The following is a 13,557-nucleotide window of genomic DNA, read 5'->3' as shown; positions in this document are numbered from 1 at the left end:
AGTGAAAATACTGGCAGTTGATGATCAGAAAATAGTTCTGGATTTGATTCGCAGTCAGGTGGATTGTCAGGTACTGGGAATTGACGAACTGGATATTGTTACAAGCGCCGATGCTGCCCGAGAAAAGTATAGAGAATATAAATATGAAATAATGCTATGTGACATAGAAATGCCTGCGGAGGATGGGCTGAGTCTGGCAAAGTGGGTGAATGAATTTTCTTCAGATACTAAAATTATATTTCTGACATCCCATGCCGATTTTAATTATGTAAAAGAAGCTATTTCCATTCATGGTTTTGAGTATTTGCTTCAGCCAGTTTCGAAAGATGATCTGGAACGGGTATTACAAAATGCTATAATTGAATATCATCTGCAGGAAAAAAAACGAATGTTGGAAAAGAAGGGAAGCTTTTATCAGTCAAGAGAAGAAGAGGTTTTGAGAAGAGGTGTTCTGTCATGGCTGCTGTCGGAAAATGAGGACGAAATGTTTCTGAAAAATTTGATGGACTTTTGTGAGATCGGCAGTTGCGATAATTTAGTTATGGTGCCTTTTACGGTACTTATTACTAAGAGAATGGTATCATCTAAAAGAATGGAGCGAGCTTTGCAACGTTTTATTTTGGAAAATATTATGAATGAACAGCTATACTCAATTCAGGGAAAATGTGTGTTAATGATAAAAAATGATGAGGAATATGCAGGAATACTTTTTCTGACGGACTATAGTCATGGATTGGAAAAAAGGAAGCAACTATATGATAAAATAAGTATAATACAAAAAAACTGCGATATGCTTTTGGGTATAGAAAGTTTATATTGTTTTGGAAAAGAGGTAGTTAAAAGGGAAGTAAAGTCGGCATACCAAAGTTTACAAAAGTATATTTCTCATTATGTACCTAAAGGAGAAAAAGTGATGTGGGAGACCGATGAAGGTTCTCCAATGGTGAAAGAGTATTCGTTTGAGGATGAGGCGAAACTATGGCACGAAATGTTGACCATGCACGAATATAATCAATTTTGCTACTCCATATGGAATATGTTGGATAAAAATAAAGAACAGATAAATGTTTATTTTATGATACCTTTTCACCAGGCATTTAGCAGGACTCTATTAAGATATCTGATAGAATGCAATATTCCTTCACAGGAGATATTTAAAGAGCCGTGGGATTACTCCACGTATATGAATTCTTATAGCAATGTAGAGAAATTTAGAGAAATGGTACATTATATCGCAGGAGTGCTCGCTCAAAAGTCAGATGAATGTGAAGATGTTATTGATATTGTTGTAAAATACATTAAGGAACATGTTGATGAACCGATGTCTGTAAGCGAGATTGCTGATTATGTATGCAGGACTCCTGAAAGTTTGACAAAGCTATTTAGAAAGCGTACGGGATATTCGATAAAGGAAGCAATAGTCCATGAAAAGATGGAGATGGCAAAAATGCTTCTGACGAAAACGGAGATGACAGTAACTTTAATAGCGGATCATGTAGGATATGAGAATTACAATACATTCATCAGAACTTTTAAGGCAGTAGAAAAGTGCACTCCATTAGAATATAGAAATAATTCATAAACTGAATCAAGGATGAGGCATAGGATTTTTCCTATGCCTTTTTTGGCAGAAAGTGTAAGTGTTTTGGATAGAAAAAGGCTATTTCTTTTTTCTTGTTCACAATATAATCAAAGAAAAGATGTTAAATCTTATCTAAGGTCTTGAAAGGAGAAAATTATGAGAAGGGGATTAAGGTTACTTTTAGTGACTGTGATGGTCTGTACACTGCTTACAGGGTGTGGGAATGTTGAAACTGCAGCTTTAGAAACGATGTCAAAGAGTGAGACAGAGACCGAGAAAGCTGAAAATAAAACAGATACGTCAGATTGGCCGACTGTTACCTTGGGAATTTGTCCATTACAGGAAGTTACGGACCTTCAATTGGTTAATGATGCGTTAAATGGGTATCTGGAATCTATTAATGCAGGAGTTTATGCTGATATTTTGTGTCTGGAGGCCGGAAATCTGTCAACAACACTGACATTGATGCTGTCTTCTACGGAACAGCCCATAGATTTGTTTACCAATTTATTCTATGGCACATTAAATGATATTATTGCAAATGATCAGTGCGTTCCTCTTGATGATTATCTCAAAGAGTACCCGGAAGTAATTGATGTAATTGGGGAAAAGTTTCTTCCATTTGGTCGGATGAAAGGTATTCAATATGGTTTGCCAATTGTAAATGCATATGCATCACTGAATACTTATGCTCTTCGCCGTGATATTGCAGAAACCATTGGTGCAGACGATTTGGATGGGAAAAAGATTACTTTTGACGACTTGACAGAAATTCTGATAGACGCAAAAGAGGCTTATCCAGAGTTGTGTTTTTTTACAGATGCAGGAGTCAGTCTGGGGATTGGCATTGATACACTTGGAGATAACTCATATGAAGGTGTTCTATTAAACAGAGGAGTAGATACGAATGAAATCGTAAATTATTTTGAAACAGATGAGTTCAATAGATATCTGGATTATACCAAGAAATGGTCGGAGGCCGGGCTGTTTGCGGATGATCCGCTGAATAATTCCAATACAATTGCCGGAATGCTGAATAACGGACTCGCCGGAGGTGAATTCTTCGGTGCATATAGTGTAGAAGCTGCCAGATCCGGCATGAATACGTACGGGGATTTTGTTATTTACCAAATCAATGATGCTATTGCAAATGCTTCTTCTGGTGGCAGTGCCTATTTTATCTCTTCTGTAAGCCAGCATCCAGATGCCGCTATGAAAATGCTCGCTCTGTTATATACGGATCCTGTAGTTGCCACATACGTTGCGCAGGGCATTGAAGGTATTCATTATGTGGTAGATGATAATGGTTGCTCGTGGTATCCGGAAGGAAAAGATTTATCTAATGTTAATTGGTGCGCCGGAACTTTCTTTTATTTTCCCAATGGGACTCTTACCTATCCGTTTGAGACAGACAATGCTGATTATTATAAAGGTATGAATAAAAGTAATGCTGAATGTGAAATTACGGAGGGATTAGGATTTGTATTTGATAATAGTAGTGTCTATGATGAATATTCGGCAGTCGCGAATGTAGTAACAGAGTATTTGAAAGCTATTATTTATCATCAGGTGGATGTGAATGAGTATTTACCAAAATTCAGACAGGAATTGAAAGCTGCGGGTATTGAGACAGTTATTGCAGAGAAGCAGGCACAGTATGATGCTTTTCTGGCAGATAAATAAGATGATTTGGGAGGAGAAAAGATATGTTTATGAAATGTGAATTTCCTTCTCAGGCTCTAGGGTATCCTGCAAGTGTGGATATTTTGCTTCCTGACGGCCTGACAGGAGAGAAATATCCGGTTCTTTATCTATTGCATGGCGGTGATGGAACACCATGGATACGTCACACGGCGATAGAACGTTATGCACAAAAAGCCAGAATAGCAGTGGTTATGCCTTTTTCCAGAAATACATGCTGGCGGAAAGCAGAGATAACCTATCCGGGGATGGCTTGGGAAAAACCTAAGGTTGAAGACTTTGAGACTTTTATGATGTCTGAATTAAATGATATTGTCACAGGCTATTTCCCTGTTTCGTCCAATACAGAAGATACATATATTGCGGGACTGTCATTAGGCGGATATGGTGCTGCATATTATGGTGTTACTTATCCAAAACATTTTGCGGAAGTTGGAATATTTTCGGGCTATTTGTTTAATCAGAAAATGTTTCAGGCAGACAGAATAACTCTGTCCCATGATGAATTGGCAGCAAATCTGATACCGGATTTGGTTGAACCGGTGAAAGCGGCCGGCTCACGCCAAGAACGCCTTCCAAAGTTTTTTATGATGAATGGAACGGAGGATGTGTGCGAATTTTCGCTGCTGTATGCAGAACTTTTGCAGGAGAATGGCGCTGAAGTAATTACAGATTTTGATACGTATGAACTGGGTCATGAGTGGGACATGTGGGAAATATGCATCAGGGAGTTTTTAAAGGATATTACCATTGAAAGGCAAAAAAGGAAGAGATAAGTTATGAAAAAAATAATTGGTTTATTTTTGGCAGCTGCGATGAGCGGATTGCTTCTGGCAGGCTGCGTTGCTCCTGCAGCGGAGAAAAATAGCAATGACGGGGAAAAAGTATCTATAGCGGAAATGGAGGGAACGATAACTGATTCATTAGAGTGGCCGACGGTAACGTTTGCAATTCTTCCTACACAGGAAATTACGGATGTTGATTTGGTAGTGGATAAGCTTAATGAGTATTTGGTATCCATTGATGCAGGTGTTCTGGCGGACATAGTGCCTATTGAGTTTGGTAATTTAAGTACAACAATGACATTGATGCTGTCATCTTCGGATACACCTATTGATATTTTTACAAATATGTTTTATTCAACCATGATTGATGTAGTTAATAATGAACAGTGTATTCCACTAGATGATTATATTAAGAAATATCCGGAAATAGTGAATGTTATAGGTGAAGAATATCTTCCCTTTGCACAGATAAGCGGAATACAGTACGGACTTCCAGTAGTTGGTGCATACTCAGGATTTTCAGGATATGCGTTAAGAGAAGATATAGCGAATGAAATTGGAGTGGCTGACAGAGATGGGGAAGTACTGACATATGATGAATTGACGGAAATTTTGCTGAAAGCCAAAGAAGCACATCCGGAAATGTGTTTTATTATCAATTCAGTAACCGGATGTAATACGAATATCGATACAATGGGAGACAGCACGCTTCAGGGAGTTTTGTTGAATCGCGGGCTGGATACATCAGAGGTGGTAAATTATTATGAGTCTGAAGAGTTTTTATCATATCTTCGTTATACAAAAAAGTGGAAGGATGCAGGGTTATTTCTGGAAGATCCTCTGAACCAGACCATTGATAATTCTTATTTAAAGACAGGAGTGGCAGGCGGAGAATTTTTTGGAGGTTACAGTATTGAAGATGCCAAGACCAGTATAAGTACTTATGGATATGAATTTACAATATTTAAGCTGAATGAACCGCTTGTGAATGCATCATCCAGTTCAAGTGCTTATTTTATCTCTTCCGTCTGCAAGAATCCGGATGCTGCAATGAAAATGCTTGCATTGCTGTATACGGATCCAGTGGTGGCAACATATGTTGCTCAGGGAATTAAAGATATTCATTATGTATTAGATGAAAATGGCTGTTCGTGGTATCCGGCAGGGAAAGAACTGACTACGGTGAACTGGTGTGCAGGATCACAATTTTATTTTCCGAACAAAACTTTAACTTATCCGTTCGAAACCTCAAATCCGAATTATTATAAGGATATGATTAAGAGCAATCAGGACTGCCAGGTGACAGATGCGGTGGGTTTTGTATTTGACAGCAGTGAAGTTTATGATGAATATTCTGCGGTCTCCACAGTAATCGATGAATATTTGAAAGCGTTGGTTTATGCCGAAATAGATTATGAAAGCTATCTGCCTGAGTTCCAGCAAGAATTAAGGGATGCTGGTATAGAAAAGGTGATAGATGCAAAGCAGGAACAGCTGAATAAATTTCTTGAAAGCAAATAAATCAGAGGGCCGGAGAAAGGAAATAAATGAAGGAGAAAGAAAAAATTTATCTGTTAGCGGGTGAAAGTATTGATGTGGATGCCAACCAGGTATACCCTAAGTCTGGGCAGATTATAAATACTAAAGGAGTATATGATCAAAATTCACATGTTACCTCTGAAAATCTTCCTCACATAGAAAAAAGACTGGTTGATGATGTTCTTTCTTCCTGGACCGAATATGTACCGGCAGTTTATGACGGGACAATACCTGTTCCTCTGGTTATAAGCCGTCCGGGAGGCGGACATACGGGGTGGATGCAGTGCCATGCAACTTCATGGAGTTGTGTGGCAGATAGAGAAGGGTTCATTGTAATCTTTCCAGATATTAATCCGAACGCTTGGCATTTTCCAACACAGGAGGAAAGAAAAGCGTATTATGACAATGCATCAGAAAAAGGGAAAAAAGCAGATATACTTAATCTGGTATTTGATATTTATACACCTGCGGAACACTTGCTTGTACGTGAGATGAAAGCGATAATTGATGATATATGTTCACGGTATAATATAGATCTCAGCAGAATTTTTATGCAGGGTATGTCCATGGGAGACTTTTTTACGATGAATTTTGCAATCAGGCATGGAGGTATGCTTGCTGGAATAGGTCAGTCTAATGGGCCTGCCTCGGCGGATTCTTTTTTTGACGCGGAAGGAAATCCGGGTGAACATGAGACATTTGTTCCTGCGTATATTGATTTTTGTTCTAACAATGATATTGGAATGCTGGCAAAAGACAGGCCTTCAAGCCGTCTGGAATCTAAAGAAATGCGTAATCTTTCATTTTGGATTACGGTAAATCAGGTAAATCCTTATCCTAAATTGAGAATTATCGGAAATGAAAATATGGCATTTTACGATGGCGGTTTGGCACCGGTAGTTTTTAGGGAAGTGCTTGGTCGTGGACATGGCCAGACCTTTGATAGCGCGGATACTATGTGGAGTTGTTTTTTCTCTGGCCTGCGTCGGAAGCAGGATGGAACAGTTGAATATACGGTTCCTGATGAAACGGGATATGATGAAAATGCTGTTGCATTATCGGACGGAAAGCTTTTTGCTTATATTGGGAACAGAAAACAGCATATTGATGAGAAAGGCAGCCGCAGCTACTATGTCAAGGTTACATTTGAATGGCAGGACAGGATAGAAGAATTAGGCCTTCCTCCTGGAACACCGGATGGATTTGAAGATGTGCTTTATGTTCCGGTAAGCTTTCTTGCAATTTTGGAGTATATGGTAAAAACAGATGGAGAATATGCTGAACTGATTAGCCCGAAGGGAGAATACATGCAGGTAGCTGCAGGAAACATTGGCGTTGTTGTCAATAATCGTATATATTGTATGGAACGGCAGGCAGAAACACATGAAGGCATTTTATATGTTTCTATAAAATGGTTTGCACAGCATTTGGGAAAATATATCAGTGAAAGAGAGCATGTTATGTATATTAACACACACCCCTGTTCGCTGAGTCCCAATATGGCAGCACTTATTTCAGAACTACTAAAGGATTAAAGGAGAAAAATTATATGAAAAAAATAGTGAGTTTATTATTGGCAGTTGTATTGTGCTGTTCATTGATTTCTGGATGCTCAAAGACCGCCCCGATGACAGCGGAGAAAGAAAAGACTACACCAGGCAGTGGCGAAGTAAAAAAAGAAGAATCGGATCCTGACAAATGGCCAACAGTTTCTTTTGCAATATGTACTCTGCAGGGCGTGACTGATATGGATATTGTAAATCAGGCGTTAAATGATTATCTGATTTCCATTAACGCGGGAGTTCTTGCTAATATTGTTGATTTTGAGCTGGGAAATATTGGGACGACGTTGACGTTGATGCTGACATCATCTGATAATCCTATTGATATTTTCACAGATTGTTTTTACACAAATCTGACTGGTGCAGTTTCAAATGAACAATGTATTCCACTTGATGAATATTTGGAACAGTATCCAGAGGTTGTAGATATGATTGGAGAACAGTTTCTTGCGTGCGGCCAGTTAAACGGTATACAATATGGACTTCCTGTTGTCAGTTCACATGCCACATCCAACTGTTATGCATTACGTCGAGATATTGCAGAGTCAATCGGAGTAGCAGATAAAGAAGGGGAAATGTTGGATTATGATGAATTGACAGATATGCTTATTAAAGCAAAAGAACTTTTTCCGGATCTCTGCTTTTTCATTGATGCGACTGTGAGTTATGGTATTGGTGTTGATAATATGGGAGATAGTTCATATGAAGGAGTACTTTTGAACAGAGGAATTGATACTGCTGAAGTGGTAAATTTTTATGAATCAGAAACATTTATGAACTATTTAGAATATGCTCAAAAATGGAAAAATGCAGGTTTGTTTCTTACCGATCCGCTTAATGCTGACAGAGCAGTAGCGACTAATTTAAAAAATGGTGTTGCAGGAGGGGAATTCTGCGGAGGATATAGTATTGAAGCAGTAAAGTCAAGTATGAATACATATGGTGATTATGTAGTATTTAAAATTAATGAGCCGGTTGCAAATGCATCGTCTGGCGGTAGTCTGTATTATATATCTTCTGTATGTAAGTATCCAGATGCAGCAATGAAGATGCTGTCTCTTCTGTATACGGATCCCGTAGTTGCAAAATTTGTGGCGCAGGGTATAGAGGGACGTCATTATGTGGTAGATGAAAATGGATGTTCATGGTTTGCGGATGGTAAGGATCTTTCCAATGTTAACTGGGTTGCAGGTTGTGCTACTTATTTTCCTAATGGTACATTAACGTATCCCTTTGAAACAGATAATTCGGCTTATTTCAGCAATATGCTGGAAAGCAATCGTACATGTAAGGTGACAGACGGTCTGGGCTTTGTATTTGATAACAGCAGCGTTTATGATGAATATTCCGCGGTAGCGAATGTTGTTGATGAGTATCTTCTTGCATTAATTTATGCGGAAGTGGATATTGATACTATGTTGCCTGAATTTCAAAAGGAATTGAAAGCAGCAGGTATTGACAGCGTGATTGCAGAAAAACAGGCACAATACGATGCTTTTCTAAATAATAAATAATTATTGTCGCCGTTGTTATGACAAATGGAATGGAGATAGAAATGAAAGCAAAAAACAGTGCGCCAGTCAGAACACAGGCACCGCTGAAACGCAGGTTCAAGAGATATTTACCGGTTTATCTTATTGCACTGCCTGGTATAGTTTATTTAATAATTAACAATTATATGCCAATGATAGGTCTTGTACTGGCATTTAAAAAGTATAGTTTTGCCAAGGGTATCTTTGGCAGCCCATGGAATGGGCTAAAGAATTTTACATATCTTTTTCACTCTAAATGGGCCGCAATTATGTTCAGAAATACGGTTTTATATAATATTGTTTTTCTGTTGCTGAATCTTTTGGTGGCGGTAACCATCGCTATTTTCTTAAACGAGGTTACCGGCCACAGAGCAAAAAAAATATATCAGACCGTTATTCTGATTCCGCATTTAATGTCTATGGTGATAGTCGGATACCTTGTATTTGCATTCCTGAGCAATACAAATGGATTTATAAACAAAAGCATACTGGCATTTTTGGGGGCAGAGCCGGTTAACTGGTATACATCAGCGGGGTATTGGCCTGTAATATTGACAATCGTTGAGGTTTGGAAGGCGTTTGGCTTTCAGAGTATCGTTTATTATGCTACAATTGTAGGTTTTGATAAAGCATATTACGAAGCGGCAGTAGTTGATGGGGCCGGTACCTGGAAACAAATTACAGCAATAACGCTTCCACTTCTTAAACCCACAATTATCATTATGACAATTATGGGACTTGGCAGAATGTTCAGTTCGGACTTCGGGCTGTTTTATCAGGTCCCCCAGAACAGCGGTATGCTGTACAGCACAACTACAACAATTGATACATATGTTTACAGAGCTCTTATGGAGGACCATGATATTGGACGTTCCCTGTCAGCAAGTTTTTTACAGTCTATATTGGGATTCTTATTAGTCCTGAGCGCCAATGCCGTTGTACGTAAAATTGAAAAAGACAGTGCATTATTTTAGGAGATTGATATGGCAGGAAAAAATAAGTTTTTCAAAATATTTGTGAATATTATTATGACGGTATTATCATGTGCATGTATATTACCATTTATATTACTGATTATGGCTTCGATTACGGACGAAACTACATTGACTTTGAATGGCTATTCTTTTTTTCCGGCAAGATTCAGTTTTACAGCTTACCAATATTTATTTTCAGCAGCAGGAAAAATTTTAAAAGCTTATGGCATGACCTTTTTGGTTACATTGCTTGGTACTTCTTTAAATGTATTTTTAACGTTGTCGCTGGGGTATATGCTGTCAAAGAAGGATTTGCCTGGAAGAGGTTTTTTATCTTTTTTCATTTTTTTTACTATGCTTTTTAATGGAGGAATGGTAGCATCTTATATTATCTGGGGAAATGTGATGAAAATAGGGGATACGATATTTGCACTAATTTTTCCCAATTTAATGCTGGGAGCATATTCGGTAATTTTGGCAAGGACTTATTTTACATCAAATATACCGGATGGAATTATTGAAGCGGCTAGAATTGACAGTTGCAGTGAGCTTGGAATTATGTTCCGTATTGTAGCACCGCTGTCAAAGCCCATGGTAGCAACCCTTGGATTGCTTGCTGGATTGGGATATTGGAATGACTGGATTAATGGCCTTTATTATTTGGTAAGGCGCACAGATTTATATACAATACAAAATGTATTGAATACTATGATGGCTAATGCGGATTTTCTTACAAACAATTCAAATGTGGCTGCTTTGAGAGAATCGAATCTGAGCGTACCGACGTCCGGAGTGCGTATGGGCATCGCTGTGATTGCAGTTATACCGATTTTAATTATTTATCCCTTTTTCCAGAAATATTTTGTAAAGGGAATTGTAATAGGGGGAATTAAGGGGTGATTCAAAAACCTTCTTTTTCAAGAATATCAAAATATATTGAGGCGAATGATCAAACAAAATTGGCGGTGGACATTTATTTACCGATTTCGGAGGAGAGGGTGCCGCTTTTATTGAAAGCTGGTTATACTTCCAGAAGAATGGCTTATGAACAGGAAAAAGATGCAGTACATCGGTTCCTGAATGCGGGCTATGCGGTTGCGTTTATGGACGTTAGAGGTTCTGGTGCGTCTTTTGGCACAAATGATGGATTTTTTGGACTATACGATGGAAAAGATATAAAAAAGGTATGTGATACTCTTGCGGCAGAACAGTGGTGCAGCGGAAAAGTGGGGATGTATGGGGGATCTAATTATGGGATGAGTCAGGAACTGGTGCTGGCGGAAGAACCGGATTCATTATACGCAGCAATTCCATGTGACTGCAGTATGGATATTTATGATCAAAATTATCCTAATGGAGTAAGCTATATGACGCATGGAATTGCAGAAAGTCCACAGGTTCTGTTGGGCGATCCGGTAGATGAGGATCCGGGACCTGATTATCCGATGGCGAGAGCTGCAGCAAAGATGCATATGAGTAATCTTCCATTTCTGGCGCAATACTTGCCTAATATGTACAGGGACAGTATTCATCCGGATTTAGGATACAAACCTAATCTGGATATTCCGGTTTGGGAAAAGATGGACCGCATCAGATTTGGCAAGGCCTTTGTCTGGCATACGGGGGCATGGTTTGATCCTGGATGTACAAATAAAATCCTGACATATAAGCATTGGGGAGGCAAACTGATACTTGGACCATGGATGCATACCGGAATTTATCATGAGTGCAGAGAGTATCCGGGAGGTACACTGGACTGGGTACAGGAATATATTCATTTTTTTGATGCCTATCTGAAAGAAAAAGAGGATCCATACAGGCATGAGCCTCCGGTAAGATACTATACGATTGAACGTGAAGGGGGACAGTGGCATTATGAAGCAGATTTCCCTGTAGAAGGAACAATGTTTTCGTGCTTATATTTAGGGAAAAACGGAAAAACAACGCTGGAGCCCGGAGAGAACGGGAGGAATAAATATATGGTAAGAGATGATCTTTCCATATATGGCGGGATGGGGAGGATGAATCGGGATAACAGGCAGGATATGACTGCATATGATAGGAAGGCGGTCTGCTTTACTTCAGCTCCGATTCCGGAACAAATGGAAATAACAGGAATCCCCATTCTGCATTTATACGTGACTTCCAATAATAAGGATGGAAATTTTATTGCATGTCTGGAAGAGGTAACTCCGGATGGTGTAAGTCATTATTTAAGTGAGGGGATGATTCGGGCATCTCATGCAAAAACACATACGAATACAATTTATAATTCATTAGGAATTCCTTATCATCGAGGTTTTAAAGAAGACAGAGTGGAGCTAAAAGAGGATTCTCCGCTGAAGCTTAGTTTTCATTTGGAAGCATTATCCAGAATAATCGGAAAAGGAAGCAGGATCCGAATTACTCTTTCCTGCGGAGGCAGCGGGTTTGAACAGCCGGAAGACTTTTGTCCGGAGGGAGCTTTTGTATACTTTCATTATGGGAAGGAATTTCCGTCAAACTTGGTTCTTCCTATCATTAAACCAGAAATAACAGTATTTCATGAAAAAATGAGGACATTGTATATTTTTAGAAGTGCTGTTTATTTGAAAGAAAATGATAAGTTTTATGAGTATCCATGCCGACAGGTTTATCCAAAAGGCGATAATACATTAATCTATGAAACTTCTGATTTTACAGTTCAAAAACAAGTCAGTGGAAATTTTGTAGAGGTATGGGCAGATTTGAACGGCTCTACATTCTATGCACGTGAAAAGCTTCCCAGACGCTATTTTTTTAGAAAAAATCAGGAATACCTTCCATCTCTTCCGGAAGTTCCGGCATGGCAGGGAATTGCCAAGAGAAAAGAACTATATATAGCTACAGTACCTTTGATGAAAGGTGTGCGAGGTAATCCTAATTTACAGATTGGCAAGACCATGGATTTACGTGTTACACTTTTGTACCCGGAACAAGGGCGGGAAAATTACCCATGTATTATTAATATTCATGGATATGGAGGACATCATCACAGTTTTGATCCAATAACAGAGGATTTACTGAATAAGGGATATGTAATTGCTTCTCTGGATTACAGGCTTTCGCCGCCGAATATCTGGCCCATGCCGGATGATGATGTTAGGGCTTGTATACGCTATATAAAAGCTCATAACAAAGAGTTGCATCTAAACAGCCGGCGTTTTGGCGTAATCGGCGGCTCCATGGGAGGATATCTGACGGCAATGCTCGCCGCATGTAATGGTAGTCCGGATATGGAAGGCGTTGTGGGAGGCTGCCTTGAGGAAAATTGCCGAATTAATGCGGCAGTTGTATATTTTGGGTTTACAGATTATTTTCATTTTGCAGAAGACTCCGCTGAAATATGGCCGAACCAGCCCGAAAAAATTCTTCAGTCAGACGGTCCTTTTGCACCTTTGGGATGTATGATTGGACACTCTGGAGAAGGAAAAGGACTCGGAGATGTAAAACTTCATTGGAATGATTCTTCTTACCGCGAACTAGTAAAACGGACAAATGATGCCAGCCCGATTTCCAAGGTAACCAGAAACAGTGCTCCAACATGTTTTGTTCATGGAATATATGAGTGCGGCATTCAGGTTCCTATGGGACAGAGCGTTCGTATGTTTAAGGCAATGAGTGAACAGGGTGTGAAATCATTTTTGCTTTGCAATAATAATAGTATGTATGGCGAAGATGATGAAATAAAAAAGGCGGTAATAGATTTTGTCTGCAGGAGAATATAATTGTTCGTCATGGATTTCAGGTAAATATCTGGAGAATACTTTTAATAAGTGTTTTTAGCAGGTACTGTAATAACTGATTTCACAACTTCCTTTAATTGGATTTGTTTTAAAATCAGCTCCTAATAGATACAAAAAA

The 13,557-nt window shown here is 39.0% G+C and carries 9 protein-coding genes; all 9 read left to right on the top strand.

Annotated features, from left to right (window positions below):
* The first annotated feature begins 1 nt into the window (after position 1).
* The 9 genes from DXC51_RS23905 (at position 2) to DXC51_RS23865 (ending at position 13,421) form a co-directional block, all read left to right on the top strand.
* Positions 2 to 1,582: a response regulator transcription factor gene (locus tag DXC51_RS23905; protein WP_021637939.1), complete on the top strand. Its 1,581-nt coding sequence runs from the start codon at positions 2 to 4 to the stop codon at positions 1,580 to 1,582.
* Between the two features lie 156 nt (positions 1,583 to 1,738).
* A complete protein-coding gene (locus tag DXC51_RS23900) occupies positions 1,739 to 3,265 on the top strand; it encodes an ABC transporter substrate-binding protein (protein ID WP_117545553.1) in 1,527 nt (508 codons plus the stop codon).
* A 23-nt stretch (positions 3,266 to 3,288) separates the two neighbouring features.
* Positions 3,289 to 4,059 carry an alpha/beta hydrolase gene (locus DXC51_RS23895; protein ID WP_021637941.1) on the top strand — a complete coding sequence of 257 codons (771 nt, stop codon included), beginning with the start codon at positions 3,289 to 3,291 and terminating at the stop codon, positions 4,057 to 4,059.
* Between the two features lie 3 nt (positions 4,060 to 4,062).
* Positions 4,063 to 5,589, top strand: a complete 1,527-nt coding sequence (locus DXC51_RS23890; protein ID WP_117545552.1) for an ABC transporter substrate-binding protein — start codon at positions 4,063 to 4,065, stop codon at positions 5,587 to 5,589.
* A gap of 26 nt (positions 5,590 to 5,615) precedes the next feature.
* A complete protein-coding gene (locus DXC51_RS23885) occupies positions 5,616 to 7,142 on the top strand; it encodes a stalk domain-containing protein (protein WP_117545551.1) in 1,527 nt (508 codons plus the stop codon).
* A gap of 14 nt (positions 7,143 to 7,156) precedes the next feature.
* The gene (locus tag DXC51_RS23880; protein WP_035322817.1) at positions 7,157 to 8,683 is read left to right on the top strand and encodes an ABC transporter substrate-binding protein; all 1,527 of its coding nucleotides are present in this window, start codon (positions 7,157 to 7,159) and stop codon (positions 8,681 to 8,683) included.
* 41 nt (positions 8,684 to 8,724) lie between these two features.
* Positions 8,725 to 9,675 (top strand): ABC transporter permease, encoded by a 951-nt coding sequence (locus DXC51_RS23875; protein WP_102289467.1) that lies wholly within the window; start codon positions 8,725 to 8,727, stop codon positions 9,673 to 9,675.
* A gap of 9 nt (positions 9,676 to 9,684) precedes the next feature.
* Complete coding sequence (locus tag DXC51_RS23870) at positions 9,685 to 10,575, top strand: carbohydrate ABC transporter permease (RefSeq protein WP_035322820.1); 891 nt, start codon at positions 9,685 to 9,687, stop codon at positions 10,573 to 10,575.
* Entirely contained in the window at positions 10,572 to 13,421 is a 2,850-nt protein-coding gene (locus DXC51_RS23865; RefSeq protein ID WP_117545550.1) for a CocE/NonD family hydrolase, read from the top strand. The genes DXC51_RS23870 and DXC51_RS23865 overlap by 4 nt, the downstream gene beginning before the upstream one ends.
* Positions 13,422 to 13,557 lie beyond the last annotated feature (136 nt).

It is taken from the genome of Eisenbergiella massiliensis (assembly GCF_003435485.1).
Note: the sequence above shows the minus strand (reverse complement) of the source record. Positions and strands in the feature narration are given on the sequence as shown.

What these genes read in the sequence shown, in the direction of transcription:
- DXC51_RS23900 (WP_117545553.1), top strand. Translation starts at nt 1,739, where the DNA reads ATGAGAAGGGGATTAAGGTTACTTTTAGTGACTGTGATGGTCTGTACA.
- DXC51_RS23890 (WP_117545552.1), top strand. Translation starts at nt 4,063, where the DNA reads ATGAAAAAAATAATTGGTTTATTTTTGGCAGCTGCGATGAGCGGATTG.
- DXC51_RS23875 (WP_102289467.1), top strand. Translation starts at nt 8,725, where the DNA reads ATGAAAGCAAAAAACAGTGCGCCAGTCAGAACACAGGCACCGCTGAAA.
- DXC51_RS23885 (WP_117545551.1), top strand. Translation starts at nt 5,616, where the DNA reads ATGAAGGAGAAAGAAAAAATTTATCTGTTAGCGGGTGAAAGTATTGAT.
- DXC51_RS23870 (WP_035322820.1), top strand. Translation starts at nt 9,685, where the DNA reads ATGGCAGGAAAAAATAAGTTTTTCAAAATATTTGTGAATATTATTATG.
- DXC51_RS23895 (WP_021637941.1), top strand. Translation starts at nt 3,289, where the DNA reads ATGTTTATGAAATGTGAATTTCCTTCTCAGGCTCTAGGGTATCCTGCA.
- DXC51_RS23880 (WP_035322817.1), top strand. Translation starts at nt 7,157, where the DNA reads ATGAAAAAAATAGTGAGTTTATTATTGGCAGTTGTATTGTGCTGTTCA.